We start from the raw sequence: 16,778 nt of genomic DNA on the forward strand, positions 1-16,778 counted from the left end.
AGCTAAAACCTTCTTCGAATAAGCGATGGAGGTTTTTTCTGATTTTTAGGACTGTTTTATTTTAATGTTACATAAATTAGTGTTATAATATATTTATGTAACATTAGAGAGGTGAAAAATGAAAACAGTAGAAGCGATAAAAGATAAACAACAGATTCTGAACATGAAAAAATATTTGAAGTCTCATTCTTCGCGGGATTACTGCTTATTTTTACTTGGAATAAATACTGGAATCCGAATTCATACGTTATTGCATACGCAAGTTAAGGATGTTTTGTCCGATTCAGGCAGTGTGTTTCATTATTTACCTTCTAATTCAATAGATTATCCTCCCATCTATTTAAATGAACAGGTGCGAAACGCAATCAAGCAATGCATAGCTGTAGAAAAGCTTCAACACAATGACTACCTCTTTAAATCACGCAAAACAACTCATCCCATATCACGTCAGCAAGCGTATCGCATCATTAACGATGCCGCTCGTGACGCAGGCATAGAAGAATCAATTGGTACACACACTCTCCGAAAAACATTTGGGTACCACGCCTTCAAGAAAGGAATTGCAATCTCTCTTATTCAGAAAAGACTTCAACAGTGCACGTCATCCGAAACCCTTCATTACTTAGGATTGAAAAAGGATAAATCAACGGAAATTGAATTGGATGTAAATTTATAGAAAGTAGGTGGATGCTTTTGATGTCAGAGTTACAGCAACCAGACACCTTTATTTTGCTCACAGCTGTGCTATTAATTTTAGGTGTATTGACAACAAAATTTTCTGCTCGGTTAGGAGTACCTTCCCTTGTGCTATTTATGATGGTTGGAATGGTAATGGGAAGTGACATATTAGGCTTTATCTATTTTGACGATGCTAGTTTAGCTCAAATGATTGGTATTTTAGCACTCATTATTATTTTGTTTGAGGGTGGCATTCAGACGAAATGGAGTACGTTGAAGCCGGTTATTAAACCTTCTCTTTCACTAGCGACGATCGGTGTTCTGTTAACGACGGGAATTGTAGCACTAGCGGCGAAGCTAATTTTGGATCTCGGTTGGCTCGAGTCAATATTATTTGGTGCCATCGTTGGTTCAACAGATGCAGCTGCTGTATTTGCTACTTTAAAGGGACAAAATATAAAACCTCGGATCGGTGCAACATTGGAAGCAGAATCTGGATCTAATGACCCGATGGCAGTTTTCTTAACAGTCGCAATGATAGAACTGATTACAATTCCTGACTCCAGTGTGTTTACATTAATTGGATCGTTCTTTGTACAAATGGGACTTGGTTTACTATTTGGTTTAGTGCTAGGGAAGTTAGCTATTTGGGGATTGAATAAAATTAATTTAGATTCGAGCGGACTTTATCCTGTATTTGCAACAGCTTTTGCACTATTAACATATGGAATTACTGATTTTTTAAGTGGGAGCGGATTGCTTGCGGTCTATGTAGCTGCGATTTTGATTGGAAATGCTGAAATTGCCTACCGTCACTCAATCTTTCGCTTTTCCGAAGGTTTTGCTTGGATGATGCAAATTTTGATGTTTGTTATTTTAGGTCTTCTTGTTTTCCCGTCAGAACTTTTCACATGGGACATTTTCTTAAAGGGGATAGGTCTTTCAGCGATTCTGTTGCTAGTAGCGAGACCAGCTGCTGTCTATTTGTCCACGATAAAAATGGGATATTCTCATAAGGAAATCATATTTTTATCGTGGGCAGGGCTAAAAGGGGCAGTTCCGATTGTGCTCGCCACTTTCCCGTTATTAGCAGGAGTCGAGGGTAGTGACTTAATATTTAATGTAGTATTTTTCGTTGTTTTAACGAGCTGTTTAATCCAAGGAAGCACGATCACCAATCTAGCGGCTAAATTAAACTTAACAGGGCCTGCTAAAACAATGCCGATACATTCATTAGAGCTTATTTCTTTAGGAAAGGCAGACGCGGAAATGTTTGAGTATGAAATGCAGGAAGACGCTGCAATAGTGGGGAAAAACTTAATGGAAATCCCATTCCCGACTGGTGCATTAATAAATGCCATTATTCGAAATGGAACGCTTATTACGCCAAGCGGAAACACGACTATTCAACCGGGAGACTTTCTCTACATTTTATCTGCTCGAAAAGATAAGCAGCAGTTAAAAAAGATTTTACAAGAAAAAAGAAAAGAGACGGATGCTTCTTAACGGGGGCTGTGAACATGATATAGTCTCTGAAGCACCTAATAAAATATAGAAGAAGCAGCTAATCTAAAATACTAGTTATTTGGTTTTTGGATCAGCTGCTTCTTTCGTTAAAGTAGAGATAAGTGGTAATTTTGCTAATTTCAATATAATATTTTTAAAATTTCTGATATTATAAAAGGTGTGCTAATTTAGGAGCAGTTTCCAAAATAAATTTATTTAGAAAGCGGGAATGAAAGATGACATCCATTGCCGATCATCTAATTTATTATCTAGAAAATAATACCTCTACGTTTATTGACTACTGGAGAGAAAAAGCAATTATTACTGAACTTGATATATATACAGAAGAAGTAGTAGAAAACGGATTGAAAATGTTTGAATTAGTGAAGAAAACAATTCGCAATCCACTAACAGACGATAAAATTAAAGCATTGGCTTATAAAGTTGCAAAAGAAAGAGCAGAAGCCGATGTAAATATTGGAGATTTTGTTTATAACGTTAATATAGGAAGAAGTGAAATATTAGATTGGGTGATGACTTCCGGAATACCAGTAGAGCACTTGCAAGCCCCTTTGAAAGAAATCAATATTTTATTTGATAAATTTTCCCATTATGCAGTTAGAAGGTATACAGAGATAAAAGAGGAACATTTACAGGAAAAGGATGATTTTATTAATGAAACACATAAAGAGAGGCTTACAATCCTTGGGCAGATGTCATCGAGTTTTGTCCATGAATTTAGAAATCCACTTACAGCTGTAATGGGGTTTATTAAGTTAATGGAAAATGAATACCCGAATATAAAGTATCTTGATATTATCAGTCATGAATTAGATCAACTTAATTATCGAATCTCGCAATTCCTACATGTTTCTCGTAAGGAAGTAACAGCGAGAAATATAGAGGATTTCTCTTTGATTGGGTTAATGGACAACCTCATACAATTCCTATATCCAAGTATCGTGGATAACGATGTGGAAATTATTAAAAATATTGACCCTACGATTAGAATTAGTGGAAATAGAGATGAATTTCGGCAAGTATTTTTAAATATTATCATCAACTCAATTGATGCGTTGCAACTTGTAAAACAAGAGCGACGAATAGCCATTAATGGAAGAGTTGTCGATGGCAAAATAGAAATTCTTCTTTCTAATAATGGTCCCGTCATTGATAAAGATAAGATAGCAACAATATTTGAACCATTTTTTACAACGAAGGAGCTTGGAACTGGAATTGGTCTATACGTATGTAAAAAACTGATAGCAAACCATGGAGGAGAAATTGGCTGCACATCAGATGAAAAAAGTACGACATTTTCGATTACTGTTCCAAAGGCAGTTACAGAGCAGGAGGGACTTATTGAAGCCGTACGATAATGTACCACTACATCGGGAAACCCGGTGTTTTTTTTTTACTATATCCTTTTCTGAGGAGGGGAAGAGTAAATGAGGTGATCAATGAATTGGCGATTGCTCTATTACTTTGGACTTTGTTCTGTGTTTATGGAAAACAGCCTTTACAGATAGATAAGCCTGCCCTTTTATAAATAAAGCGACAGGCTTTCTATTTTATTTTGCAATAAACATTTGTGTCCAATAAATACCTTGTGAATTATCGTTCGCGATTCCTACTCCAATATGGGTTACTTTTTTGTTTAATATATTCTTTCTATGACCAGGGCTCTTCATCCAAGCCGATACGACTTCATTTGGTGTACGTTGTCCCATCGCAATATTTTCAGCAGCAGTCGAATAATCTACTCCGAAATTTTCCATCATTTCAAATGGAGATCCATATGTTGGGGATGTATGGGAAAAGTAATCTTTTTGAACCATATCCTCTGATTTAATCTGTGCTACATTGGCCAGTTCTGAATCAGCTTTTAAATTTCCTAGTCCATTTTTCTGGCGCTCTTTATTGGTAAGGTCTACTACTTGTTGCACAAATTTACTCGCATTACCTTGGTCATTCCCACCATTATTCTCTGTTGTTCCTTCTTTTCTTTCCGTAGTTTGATCGTTTCGAGTTGCCTCATTACCTTGTTGTGCTTGATCATTTTGCTTGTTATTAGGATTGGGATTAACCCCTTGATTTGGGTCAATCTGAGTCATTTGATTTGTATTATTAGGTTTGCCTGGTATAACAAATTTGCGAGTGATAATGTTTGCATTTTCTTGGACATTGCCTCTTTTTGTATCCTGTGTCTGGTCATTATTTGGACCATATGATACGGGATTATAGCTGACGTTATCAGGCTCTTGTACATCTTGCCCCTGTTCTTCTGTATTACAGGCTGCTAAAAGTACAAAAGGAATAAATAAACATAATAGTTTTTTTTCATCGGTAACCTCCAATTTAAAAGTTAGGTCTTTGACCATTTTTAATATGTACCGGGGGAGTTGTTTTATCCCTTCCATTAAAATACATATAGTTCCAATCATCGGTAGTGGATTTTAAAGGCCGTTTTCTAAAAGGTTATTGCCTTTAATAACAGTTGAAAACACAGAGTGGATTGAAGCGGAAGGGAAGAGGGCATTTTCCATAAACAACAAACTTTACAAAAAATAGCTATTTTCTAAAACAGCAACGTCAAAGAATGATTAGCAATGTTAAGGTGATAAAACGTGAAGGGCGGATGACAAAGCCTTGAATTTTTTCATAGCTTATTAAGAAGTCGTTTAAAAAACTAAGTGCGTGCGAAGTAAAAGAAAGAAAATGTTCTACGTCTAAATGCTTTTGTACACGTACTGAAAAAATAGTTAATAAGGGTGGAGTAATATGGCGGATAAAAAACCTCTTTCGGGATATAGGAAGGATAAAGGTGTTCTTTGGATATCGAGCTATGTGGGAAATGCCAGGGTAAAAATGGATTACAAGATCAAAGCCTTACTTCATTATGAGCAGTCCCCTTTTCAAGAAATTAGTATTGTCGATACGAAAGGTTTTGGGAAGATGTTAGTATTGGATGGGACTCCGCAAGTATCAACAGGAGAAGGGTTTATTTATAACGAGATGATTAGTCATATTCCTATTGTCACGCACCCTAATCCAAAGAAAGTTGCGATGATTGGTGGAGGGGACTGTGGTCCAGCTCGGGAAGCGATGAAATATAAAGGAATTGAGCAAATTGATGTAGTGGAACTTGATCCTCGGGTTACAGAACTATGTCGTAAATGGTTAACCCCTAACTCTTACTATGAGAACGATCAACGCTTTACAATGATTCATCGGGATGGATATGAATGGATTCAGGAGCAAAAAGGTAAATATGACGTCCTTATGATTGATCGACCAGATCCAGTAGGGCAAGCAAAGAAATTATTCTCATCCGATTTTTATAAAAGTGTGTATGATGGAATTACTGACGATGGTGTGGTCGTATTTCAGTCAGGCTCTCCTTATTACAATGTCTCTACTTTAAAAGGTACGGTAAAAAATTTAAGTAAATTATTTCCAATTGTGAAAACGTATTTGGCTACCATTCCTTTATTCCCTTGTGGCTTATGGAGTTTTACTATTGCCTCAAAGAAATGGGACCCTCTTGAAGCAAATATAAATAAGCTGCAGCATCAAGATACACAATACATTAGCCCAGAGATTTTTACATCCTCCTTTGTTTTACCAAAGTATGTAGAAAAGATTGTGGAAGCGAGTTCAGAATAGAGGTCCGTCCCTCACTGCGTTAACACAGTGAGGGACGGACCTCTTAGTTGATAAATGTTTCTTGGAATTCGGTAATAATTTGCGAAAAGATAGTAATAATTTTAGGATAATGTTTTTTGCGAATAGATCGAGATACTTCTAGTTGAAAGGAATGAAAGTTTTGGCCATATCCATGATAGGCATTGTTGTCACCAAGTCGGTGGTACAAAATGGAGGGATCCCCGGTGAATTTTTCATCAAAAATTATCTTTATTTTAGGGGAGATTTTTTGGGTTTTCTTCAAAATTGTTTCTTTAAACCAATTTCTAACCTCCGGTGAACAAGATCGACCATTGACCGTTCCGACCTCTATTGCATAGGGCCCATGGTGGTCATCCTTCATTCCGTGAAAGGATAGGTGAAGGTAAGGAATTACTAAGTAGTTAGAACCACAATCAAGTATGTCTAAGTATTCTATGATATCTTTAATGGCATTTCTATATTCGATAATTCCTTCTGTATTGCTTTCATTTGGACCTCTATTTAAATCTGCGTTATTTCTAGATACAGTGCTAATAATTCCAGCACAACCCGTTTCTTCAACGAGGTTTTCTACTATGTGATCAGTAGCTAGTTCCGCATAGGGCGGAATAGCGTGTAGGGCCTCGACATGACAACTGATAAACCCTTTTCCTTTGTTATATTTCAAATACTGTTGATGGATAAATTTTAATGTCACTTGCTTCCCCCCTTCATTCTTATGCGAAACCTGTCCCTTTCCTACTAATAAATGCAAAAGAAGTGGGATTGGTGAGGACTAGGTAAATGGGCGGTTAATAATATAGGTGTACAGGAAACAAAATCGCCTTTTCATAGTATATTATTACCTAATGACATCTGTATAAATGAAGTGATGAGGTATGCTTAAAATTATCAACAATGGAGGTTTACATATGGAACCTATGAGATTCTGTATGGTATCGGATAAAGAATTAACCTTACAAATTCTAAACTTAAACAAAGTCCCGTCTGTTGCATTAGTTGATCCTAAAACCTGCCAATATCCTATTATAGGTAGAATGTATGGGCAACATAAAGGCAAGGATATTTCAATCATTAATACACCAGAACAGGCAAAGGATGAAGGGTATGATTATTTTACAAAATTGTATGCAATTGAAAAAGAATATTGTTTTGAAATCGAAGCCCTAGAGGTAAAAGGGGTGCAAATTGCAGAAGGTGATCAGGTAATCTACAATGAATTGCCAATTCGTACAGAAGTGTTCGGATGGAGTTGGAAGCATATTGAAACGAGCAGTGTACCAACGGATTGGTTAAATATAGCGATTCGAGCTCTCTACGTTACGGGAGCAACACACGGGTTTGTGAAAATCGGGACGTTGCCGAATGAAACGATTATTGTAACAGATATTAACTCACCTAAAATGCTTAGTATTGAACCTGTCACAAAACCGGCACTACCATTTACGATAGGGGCAGACGTGGAGTTTATGCTAAGTTGTGATGATGAGCTCTTACCGGCATCTACCTTTTTCCAAAATGATGGTCCTGTCGGCTGTGATGAAAGACAGATTGAGCGGGACAGTGGGGAGTATGCGTTGGCAGAGATTAGACCGGAAAAGGCAAAGACACCAAAGGAGCTTGTTAACAATATAAGAAAGCTGATAGAAGAGGCGTCGGAACAAGCCCCTTATGACAATGTTAAATTTCATGCTGGTAGTATGCCCTTCACTGGATATCAATGCGGTGGGCATATTCATCTTGGAATTCCACCATCATTAGCATTACTAAGAGCTTTGGACCAATACGTTGCGCTACCATTTGCGATGATAGAGGAGCCTAGAACTGCAAAGCTTAGAAGAAAAACCAAACATGGTGGGTTGGGAAGATATCGCGTTAAACCCTATGGAATAGAGTATTTGTCCTTGAGTTCTTGGATTATTGAACCAAAATTAGCAATGGCTATTTTATGTCTTACCCAACTTGTCGCGACGCATTACCATGAATTAAAAAGTGACTTTTTATTTCATCCGCTCGTTCAGAGAGCCTATTATCACGGGAATCAACTTTTTCTTAAACAGCTGTGGGAAAAAATAAAACCAAGGATAATGGCAACTTCAAGCTATTCTTTATATGAGAAGGAATTATCTTTTCTATTTGAGGCGATTGAAAAAGGATATTCATTCGATGAGTCAAGTGATATTCGTAGAAACTGGGGACTAGAACAACCAAAGCAATCCTACGATGTAGGGTTGATGATTCAGATTCCCAAAAAAATGAGACTAAAATATAATCTTAAAGAGGGACAGAGCACAAAAGTAATAGCTGGAAAGGCAATTTCTTCTGCCATCATTCGTCCATACCCATTTACATTCCGTCATTCCAATATGGTAAAGCTCTCGAAGTCGCTAAGGCAAAAGCTAAATTTACCAGACAATTGGATCCCCAAGTTAACAGCTGTTAATGGTGTTCTTAGTCTTGGCCCTATTTTAGGGATCCTCGCTAGACGCCCTTTTGAAAGGCAAACAACCTATTTTCGACACTTGTTCCGAATCGCGAAGGAAAAGCAAATGCTCGTATATGTTTTTGAGCCACAGGATATCAACTGGGAACAAATGATGATCAAAGGAACGACGATGGATGGGAAAGGTATCTTCCCATTTCCAGCAGTTATTTACGATCGTTATTTTCATGAGAGAAAAGAAAAAGCTGTAATGGACGAAATACGATATAAACTTTTATCTGTTTATAATATTCCCTTCATCAATCCACCAAATTTAACTACCCTTACAAGTAACAAATGGAAATCCCACAAACTACTTGCAGAAGAACATGAAGAGTACCTTCCAGAGACTCGTTTTTTAAAACATCCTTCTACTATTACCGAGATGTTAGACGAACATGGAGAAATCTTTTTAAAACCGCTCGGCGGAAAGTTAGGTATAGGTGTTATTCGTGTAATACGTAAGCCATCTGGAATCCATGTGCTGAATCTCAATCAGAAATCACATCAAAAACTTGCTAGTATCGATGAGCTATTTTCCCTTATTACACCTTTAATGGAACAGAGTCCTTATCTTATTCAAGAAGGGATTAGAAGGAAAAAGTTTCAGGATAAAAATGTAGAGATCCGCGTTTATATGCAGAAAAACGGGAAGCAAACTTGGTTGCGAACGGGGATGGTGTCCCGTTTGACAAGTGACCATGTGTTGACGGAAGAATCGGAATCGAATGTTCGCTTGAGTAAGGTGTTGCATCACTTGTATCCAAATCCAACAGATCGAAGAAACGTTTATAACCAACTGACGAAGATTTCCAAAGATATTGTACTAACGCTGGAAGAAGAAGTCGGCTCCTTTGGAGAGTTGGCTGTTGATCTGTGTATTGACCAATATGGCTCCATGAAATTGTTGGAAATAAATGCGAAGCCTGATAATTTATTTTCTCAAATAAAGGCGTATAAATTACGAAAATCAGCAGGTATTCGCCTTCTCGATTATGGAGCATCATTAGCAGGCTATATGGATGAAGAATCATTTAATTAGATATTAATGAGGTGATTAGCATGAAGAACATAGAGTTTAATACGATTTTGCAACAGATTGGCGGTGAAATAATTCACGGTTCCGGAAACCCCATTATTCAACATGTTATCAACTATCCGAAAAAAGAAATATATGACCATTCGCTGGTGTTCCACATGGATAAAGAGAAAATTAGAGGGAAGTATTGGAATCACCACGAGGCGGTTGTCATTGTCACCGATAAACCTGACTTATGTACAAATTTAGGAGAGCAAATCATTGTTGTGAAGACGGAAGATATTGAAAAAGCGTATTGGCGTTTTATTAACTATTATCGAGGTCTTTTTGATATTCCGGTCATTGGGGTAACAGGAACTTGTGGAAAAACAACAACAAAGGAAATGATGAAGCAGATTCTAGTGGAAGACTATAAGGTAAAAGCGACATGGAGAAGCATGAACTCAATGTCTGTCAATTTACGTTATTTAACTGGTATTGATGATGAAACAGAAGTTGCTGTGTTTGAGATGCCTGTCGCCTATCCGGGATATTTGAAAGTGGCTTGCTGCTATTTTCAACCACAAATACGAATTTTGTTAAATATAGGCGTTCATCATTTGACTGGCAGTAAAACACCTGAAGCGTATATGAAGGCAAAGGGAGAAATTGTTGACGGATTAGATGAAGAGCATGGAATACTCATCTTGAATGCAGATGATGAGAATATTAGAAAAGTAGTCGACAGTAGTAAGTTTAAAAGAGTCATATACTTTGGCAAAAGTGACGGGTCTCATTTTCGTGCAAAGAATATTCAATATGCCAATGGAGGAATGAATTTTACCCTAGAGCATGGAGGGGAATTGTATGAAGCATTTGTCCCTGGGTATGGAGAACACAATGTTTATAATGCGCTAGCCGCAATCGCTGCTGTATCGTTTGTAGATATTGATATCCCAACTGCTATAAAACGCCTAGGAGTGTTTAAACAGGTGAAACAACATTTAGAGTTTAAAAAGGGAGTGAATGGATGTTCGGTTATTGATGATACATGGAATTCTTCGCCCCTTTCGATGTCTACTGGTATCGAAGTACTGAAAGATGTTTCTAAAGGGAAAAAGTCAATTGCTCTTTTAGGATATATGCCTCAGCTAGGAAAAGGGAAGCATGCAAGTAGGCAATATGAAGATATGGGGAAAAAAGCGGCGGAGGCAAAGATTGATTCCTTAATCGTAGTAGGAGAAAGAGCAGAAGAGATTGGCAAGGCTGCTGCAAAATACGGAATGGATAAAGAAAATATTCATTTTTGTACTACCGGTGAGGAAGTGTATGACACTTTGAAGCCGGACTTACAGGAAAATACGGTCATCCTTCTAAAGGTCACACATAGGGTCATGAAGCAGACGTCCTTTAAACAACTAAGAGAAAAACTTATTGTGGATAACGATAAGTGAATAGAGGGGAATAGAAATGAAAAAGACTACACAACTACGAAACTTAATCACTAGTAGTCAGTTAGAGTCTATTATGGAGGCTCATAATGCCCTGTCTGCCAAGATTGTAGAAGAAGCTGGCTTCAAAGGAATATGGGCGAGCGGCTTATCTATTTCAGCAGCATTGGGAGTGCGGGATAATAACGAGGCTTCTTGGACTCAAGTGCTAGAGGTATTAGAGTTTATGAGTGATGCGACAGCTATCCCGATTCTTCTTGATGGGGATACAGGTTATGGAAATTTTAATAATGCAAGAAGATTAGTTAAAAAGCTGGAGCAGCGCGAGGTTGCCGGAGTTTGTATTGAAGATAAATTATTTCCAAAAACGAATTCATTTATAAAAGGTGAGGCGCAACCGCTCGCACATATAGATGAATTTTGTGGCAAAATCAAAGCGATGAAGGACAGTCAAGAAGATGATGATTTTGTTGTTGTTTCAAGAGTAGAAGCGTTTATTGCAGGTTGGGGATTGAAAGAGGCATTGAAGCGAGCAGAGGCTTATCGGCAGGCTGGGGCAGACGCTGTTCTTATCCACAGTAAACGATCTGATCACAAAGAGATCGAAGCATTTATGAAGGAGTGGGGTGGAAGGCATCCGGTTGTTATTGTTCCAACCAAATATTATTCCGTTCCAACCGAAAGCTTTCGTGATATGGGCATTAGCTTAACGATTTGGGCAAATCATAATCTCCGTGCTTCCATTAAGGCGATGCAACAAACATCTAGTCAAATTTTCCAAGATGGGGGTTTAATGAATGTAGAAAAAAGTGTTTCCCCTATAGCAGAAGTGTTTCGACTTCAACGAGCAGAAGAATTAGCAGCAGCGGAAGAAATTTACTTGCAGTCCACGGAGAAAAGTGAAAACTCCATCATAATAGTGAGAAGCCCAGATAAGCAATCGCTAGTAAAGGAACAAATTGATCAATTCAAAGCGGTTGGAGTAAAGGAAACCGTTACATTAGAAGTAGAGGAGGATGGAGAGTTAGGTTCACTATATAAGGCAAAAGAAACGATTGGAGAGAATACAATTTTTAGTTACGATGACATACTCTATAAAACACATATTCTGACGGAGCTAGCGGAAGCGAAGAACGATATTACGGTTGTCGTAGATGCTGATTATGAAATGGATGGAAAGTCGAGACCTTTTGTAAAAGGAAAGACTCCTTATTCGAAGTTACTTTACTCTAAAACAGTAGAACTTGTCCAAATGTCAGCTAGGTTGGATAAACAAAGCATACATGGAGAATTTATTGGCCTTTGGAGAGTATCTGATCAAGGGGCAGTAATTGTAAAAGATGCTTTAGAAGAGCTTGCACAAAGGGAAGATTTTAACCAACTAATGTTAGCTGACTTATTCAATCATATCCAGTCTTTTCATCCAATTGCCATTAAATATATTAAAGGATCATGGCTAGATTATGAGACCTTCATAAAAGTCCAAAAAGAGGGGGAAGATGCATGATCAACACTTCCTTATTTGGAGCTGAATTAAAAAAGAGAGGTTTTACCTTTTACAGTGGTGTACCTTGTTCCTATTTAAAGCATCTTATCAACTATGCTATTAATGAATGTGACTATGTAACGGCTGCAAATGAAGGTGAAGCTGTAGCGATATCTGCTGGGGCAGCGATTGGTGGGGAAAAATCTGTGGTATTGATGCAAAATTCAGGACTAACAAATGCTGTTTCCCCACTGACATCGCTTATTCATCCTTTTAAAATCCCCGTTTTAGGCTTTGTTAGTTTACGAGGTGAACCAGGAATCCCTGATGAACCCCAGCATGAGTTGATGGGACAAATCACACCGGAAATGTTGGGGATGATGAATATTAAATGGGAATACCTATCTTCCAATTTTGAAAAAGTGAAAGAACAATTACAGCGAGCGGATCAATATATAAAGGACAATGACCCCTTCTTTTTTATTGTAAAAAAGGGAACGTTTGAATCGGTGGAACTACAAGAAAAACAACTAACGAAACATGCTAATTATAAAAAGCGACAAAAGCAAAACGATGACCAGCTTCCTTCTCGATATAATACGTTGCAAGTAATCAACAGATTAAAAGATGATAAAACTGTGCAACTAGCAACGACAGGGAAAACAGGCCGTGAACTTTATGAAATAGAAGATGCGTCCAATAACTTGTATATGGTAGGTTCGATGGGATGTGTAAGCTCAATTGGGCTGGGATTATCTTTATGTAGACCGGAAAAAGATATTATTGCCTTGGATGGAGACGGGGCTTTGCTAATGAGATTAGGTAATTTAGCAACAAATGGAACCTACTCTGCTTCTAATTTACTTCATATTCTCCTAGATAATCAGACACATGATTCTACAGGGGGACAAAGTACGGTTTCGAATAATGTTCATTTTGTTGATATCGCTGCTGCCTGTGGTTATGCGAACTCAATCTATGTTCATAATCTTGAAGAGTTGGAAACGTGTATAAAGGATTGGAAGAAACATAAAGGTCTCACATTGCTGCACTTAAAAATAGCACCGGGTTCGAAAAAGGACCTAGGCCGGCCAACAATAAAACCTTATGAAGTAAAAGAAAGATTGCAGGTGTTTCTAAATGGTTAAAACTGCAATAATATTGGCTGCAGGAATGGGAAGTAGAATTCGCAATAGAATAAAAGAGCGTCCGAAGGGATTTTTAATTTTTGATGAAAAACCAATTATTGAGAGTTCTATATTGAAATTGTTAGATAGTGGTATTACCAAGATTATTATTGGAACAGGGTATCAGAAAGAAGAATATGAAAAGTTAGCCCTGAAGTATCCGCAAATTCATTGTGTATACAATCCGAAATATGCAATAACCGGAAGCATGTCTACCCTTTATCAAGTAAAGGATTCTATTAAAGAGGACTTTTTATTATTAGAATCGGACTTATTATACGAAAAAAAGGCTTTGGAAAGAGTAATCGAATGCGAACAACCCGATGTGATACTAGCAAGTAATCGAACGAACTCTGGTGATGAGGTGTATATAGAAGTAGATGAGTATAACCATCTTGTTAATCTATCCAAAAAACAAGAACAATTAAAAAGTATTTTTGCGGAATTAGTCGGTATTTCAAAACTGTCTTATTCTACTTTTCAAAAGGTATGTAACGATGTAAAGGAGCGTTTGAGTACCGATGAAAAGGTCGATTATGAGGATGGACTTGTAAGTATTGCCAAGGAAGTCAATATATTTGTTCATAAGCTAAATGATTTAGCTTGGTGTGAGGTGGATAATGAAGAACATTGGCTGAGAGCCATGCAGACGGTTTATCCGATGATAAAAGCTAGGGATACTTCCCAACCGTCTGTAAAGCGAAATATTTTATTGAATCCTGGACCAGCAACAACGACGGACACGGTGAAAAATGCGCAAGTAGTGCCAGATATTTGCCCGCGAGAAAACGAATTCGGTGAGTTAATGGAGTTTGTCTCCACTCGCTTAACGGACTTTGTTGCAACGAACGAAGACTATACAACTGTATTATTAGGTGGTTCTGGAACAGCAGCGGTGGAATCGATATTTAGTTCGGTTATTAACCAAGAAACAGTCGTTATTGTAAATAATGGAGCGTATGGCGGGCGAATGTGTAAAATAGCTACTATTTATGGACTGGATTTCCTTGAATATAAGAGCCCTGAAGATAAAGCAATTGATCTAGATGATTTAGAAAAGTTTATCAAAAATGCAGCTACGAAAGTGTCCTATCTTGCTATTGTACATTGTGAAACATCAACAGGTCTCCTTAATAATATCGAAGAAGTAGGGGAATTGTGTAACAAATATAGTATCACGATGATAGTCGATGCAATGAGTTCCTTCGGGGCAATTCCAATTGATATGAGAAAGATGAATATTCAGTATCTTGCAGCTAGCTCTAATAAAAACCTCCAAGGAATGGCTGGCGTATCATTTGTCATTGCACAAAAGGAGCATTTGGAAAAAACAAGACAAAATAAACCTCGAAATTTGTATCTTCATTTATACGATCAGTATCACTATTTTAAAAAAAATAAGCAAATGCGATTCACTCCCCCAGTCCAGACACTTTACGCATTAAAACAAGCGATTATCGAAACCGAAATGGAAGGAATTCAAAATAGGTATCAAAGGTACTCCAAATCATGGGAAACATTAATCAGTAATATTAGCCGACTTGGTTTAACGCACTTAATTGACAAAAAACACCACTCTAAAATTATCACGTCCATTATTGAACCTACTAATGAAAACTACAATTTTACTGAGATGCATGATTACTTTTATAAAAAAGGGTTTACCATTTACCCTGGGAAAATTAGCAGTCAAAACACCTTTCGCGTAGCAAATATCGGTGCTATCACGTACAAAGATATCGAAAAGTTTATTGACCTGTTGGAAGAATATCTTCATGAAATACAAGGGAGGGGGGAATCATCTTAAATCAAAAATTAGCTGTAGCCGTAATGGTTACCGATGCAGACAACCAGCTCCTCTTAGTGAAAAATAATTATCGAGGCTGGGAATTTCCAGGAGGGTTTGTTGATAAAGGTGAATCAATAAAAAATGCAGCCATTAGAGAAGTAAAAGAAGAATCAGGGATAGAAATTGATCTAACTACTTTTCTTGGAATAGAGCAAGAAATTGCAAAGATGAAAAGTGTGATGATTTTTCAGGGCGTACCAGTCGGTGGAAAACTTGCTACATCAAAAGAGAGCAAAGACGTAGGTTTTTTTAGCATTGATGAAGCGATGAGTAAAATTAGAGTGGCGGTTTTTCAAGATAGAATTGTGCGGTGTTTAAATAAAGAGGCAATTCCTTTTATAATTGAAAGATAGATATGATAAGGAAGCAGAAGTGACGTTTTTCTGCTTCTTTTCTTATGAATAGGGGTGTTTGTTTTCCAAAAGGCTAGTTTCGTAAAGTTTGTTGCTTTTCAACTGCAACCTAACGGGTAGAGTGTATAAATAAAACGACAATCTCTGAGAAAAGGGGATTCCAAAAAAAAGGTAGTTTGTCCAATAAACCTAATGATGTGTCCGATAAATTAAAAAAATGTCCAATAATCACAGGGAATTGTCTAGAAAGGAGGAGAAACTGTCCATAAAGACTTAAATTTTGTCCAGAAAACATCAGACAGAGAAGGAATAGACTCTTACTCAAGGTAATGTCTCCTCCAAAAAAATATTTCCATCAATAAAAGCTGCTTTTTAGAAAAGGTTAATGTGAAAGGAGGTTTTTAAATGCCAAGAGGAAAAGAACTTGAGCAACTGCCGATGGCTAATATTGCGCCTAGTATGGGAGAAGATAAGAGTAGGTATAATCGTAAATCGTTAAACGGAATGGTGGAAGATGACCGACCAGTTCAGAAAAAAAGTCGTGAAAAGTAGGGGTAACCTGCCTTGCAAATAAGGCAGGTTACAAGGGTTAAATAGAAAGAGAAACATCCCCATGTTCTGAGATTTCCACTGTTGTATAACTATGAAAAGCAGTCGTATCCTGAAGCTCTTCGTGTGTATCTTGTTGTAAAAACTCCATATATTGTTCATACTCTTTATCATTTTTTACAATATGATAAAAGAATACTTTTTCTCCCTCTGCTACATCTTCGCTTTTAAAAACAAATTTATCTCCGAATTTATTTTTAAACCATTCTTGAGCGTCCTCGTGCTTATGAAAGTCTGGCATTTCTTCAGCTAAATTATCAATGTTTACATTCATATTTTTGCACCTCCATATTTAGTGTCTGCTGATTATTTACGGTGTCAGTCCCCTGCGGATGTAGCCACCCTGTTGGAAGGGTATGTAGGTCATTTCTTTTGGAATTAATATGGGGGACAGCCCCATTTGCCTTGCAGAAGAGCGTATAGATAAACCACTTTCACATTTGTTATTAGTGTGTTCATTTTTAAAAAATAA

General features: G+C 37.3%; 14 protein-coding genes. 11 read left to right on the forward strand and 3 right to left on the reverse strand.

The features are described 5' to 3' along the window. The first annotated feature begins 118 nt into the window (after positions 1–118). The 3 genes from ACFSUL_RS00405 to ACFSUL_RS00415 all read left to right on the forward strand — a co-directional run bounded on the left by ACFSUL_RS00405 (position 119) and on the right by ACFSUL_RS00415 (position 3,563). Positions 119–676, forward strand: a complete 558-nt coding sequence (locus ACFSUL_RS00405) for a tyrosine-type recombinase/integrase (protein WP_377931640.1) — start codon at positions 119–121, stop codon at positions 674–676. 20 nt (positions 677–696) lie between these two features. Further along, on the forward strand, positions 697–2,184 hold the full coding sequence (locus tag ACFSUL_RS00410) for a potassium/proton antiporter (RefSeq protein ID WP_377931642.1): 1,488 nt from the start codon (positions 697–699) through the stop codon (positions 2,182–2,184). Between the two features lie 236 nt (positions 2,185–2,420). Beyond that, the gene (locus tag ACFSUL_RS00415) at positions 2,421–3,563 is read left to right on the forward strand and encodes a histidine kinase N-terminal domain-containing protein (RefSeq protein WP_377931644.1); all 1,143 of its coding nucleotides are present in this window, start codon (positions 2,421–2,423) and stop codon (positions 3,561–3,563) included. Positions 3,564–3,755: 192 nt separating this feature from the next. Here ACFSUL_RS00415 and ACFSUL_RS00420 read toward each other — a convergent pair whose 3' ends face one another. Then, entirely contained in the window at positions 3,756–4,628 is an 873-nt protein-coding gene (locus tag ACFSUL_RS00420) for a CAP domain-containing protein (RefSeq protein ID WP_377931646.1), read from the reverse strand. Positions 4,629–4,965: 337 nt separating this feature from the next. On the opposite strand from ACFSUL_RS00420, the gene speE reads away from it, so the two are divergent. Then, entirely contained in the window at positions 4,966–5,850 is an 885-nt protein-coding gene (speE, locus tag ACFSUL_RS00425) for a polyamine aminopropyltransferase (protein ID WP_377931648.1), read from the forward strand. A gap of 43 nt (positions 5,851–5,893) precedes the next feature. On the opposite strand, the gene ACFSUL_RS00430 is transcribed toward speE, so the two are convergent. Beyond that, on the reverse strand, positions 5,894–6,568 hold the full coding sequence (locus ACFSUL_RS00430; protein WP_377931650.1) for a hypothetical protein: 675 nt from the start codon (positions 6,566–6,568) through the stop codon (positions 5,894–5,896). Positions 6,569–6,782: 214 nt separating this feature from the next. Between ACFSUL_RS00430 and ACFSUL_RS00435 the strand changes: the two genes are divergently transcribed. The 7 genes from ACFSUL_RS00435 to ACFSUL_RS00465 all read left to right on the forward strand — a co-directional run bounded on the left by ACFSUL_RS00435 (position 6,783) and on the right by ACFSUL_RS00465 (position 16,249). Next, on the forward strand, positions 6,783–9,395 hold the full coding sequence (locus tag ACFSUL_RS00435) for a putative amidoligase domain-containing protein (protein WP_377931652.1): 2,613 nt from the start codon (positions 6,783–6,785) through the stop codon (positions 9,393–9,395). 20 nt (positions 9,396–9,415) lie between these two features. Next, on the forward strand, positions 9,416–10,825 hold the full coding sequence (locus tag ACFSUL_RS00440; protein ID WP_377931654.1) for a Mur ligase family protein: 1,410 nt from the start codon (positions 9,416–9,418) through the stop codon (positions 10,823–10,825). Between the two features lie 16 nt (positions 10,826–10,841). Further along, positions 10,842–12,329, forward strand: coding sequence for a phosphoenolpyruvate mutase (gene aepX / locus ACFSUL_RS00445; protein WP_377931656.1), 1,488 nt, complete (start codon positions 10,842–10,844; stop codon positions 12,327–12,329). Further along, positions 12,326–13,456, forward strand: a complete 1,131-nt coding sequence (aepY, locus tag ACFSUL_RS00450; RefSeq protein WP_377931658.1) for a phosphonopyruvate decarboxylase — start codon at positions 12,326–12,328, stop codon at positions 13,454–13,456. Before aepX ends, aepY begins: the two co-directional genes overlap by 4 nt. Then, complete coding sequence (locus ACFSUL_RS00455) at positions 13,449–15,302, forward strand: 2-aminoethylphosphonate aminotransferase (protein WP_377931660.1); 1,854 nt, start codon at positions 13,449–13,451, stop codon at positions 15,300–15,302. Before aepY ends, ACFSUL_RS00455 begins: the two co-directional genes overlap by 8 nt. Next, complete coding sequence (locus ACFSUL_RS00460) at positions 15,296–15,697, forward strand: NUDIX hydrolase (RefSeq protein WP_377931726.1); 402 nt, start codon at positions 15,296–15,298, stop codon at positions 15,695–15,697. The genes ACFSUL_RS00455 and ACFSUL_RS00460 overlap by 7 nt, the downstream gene beginning before the upstream one ends. Before the next feature lie 405 nt (positions 15,698–16,102). After that, complete coding sequence (locus ACFSUL_RS00465) at positions 16,103–16,249, forward strand: hypothetical protein (RefSeq protein WP_377931662.1); 147 nt, start codon at positions 16,103–16,105, stop codon at positions 16,247–16,249. Between the two features lie 37 nt (positions 16,250–16,286). Here the strand turns inward: ACFSUL_RS00465 and ACFSUL_RS00470 are convergent, their stop codons facing one another. Continuing rightward, a complete protein-coding gene (locus ACFSUL_RS00470) occupies positions 16,287–16,580 on the reverse strand; it encodes a hypothetical protein (protein ID WP_377931664.1) in 294 nt (97 codons plus the stop codon). Positions 16,581–16,778: the final 198 nt, after the last annotated feature.

It is taken from the genome of Bacillus seohaeanensis (genome assembly GCF_042684945.1).
Taxonomy (GTDB): domain Bacteria; phylum Bacillota; class Bacilli; order Bacillales; family Bacillaceae_B; genus Rossellomorea; species Rossellomorea seohaeanensis.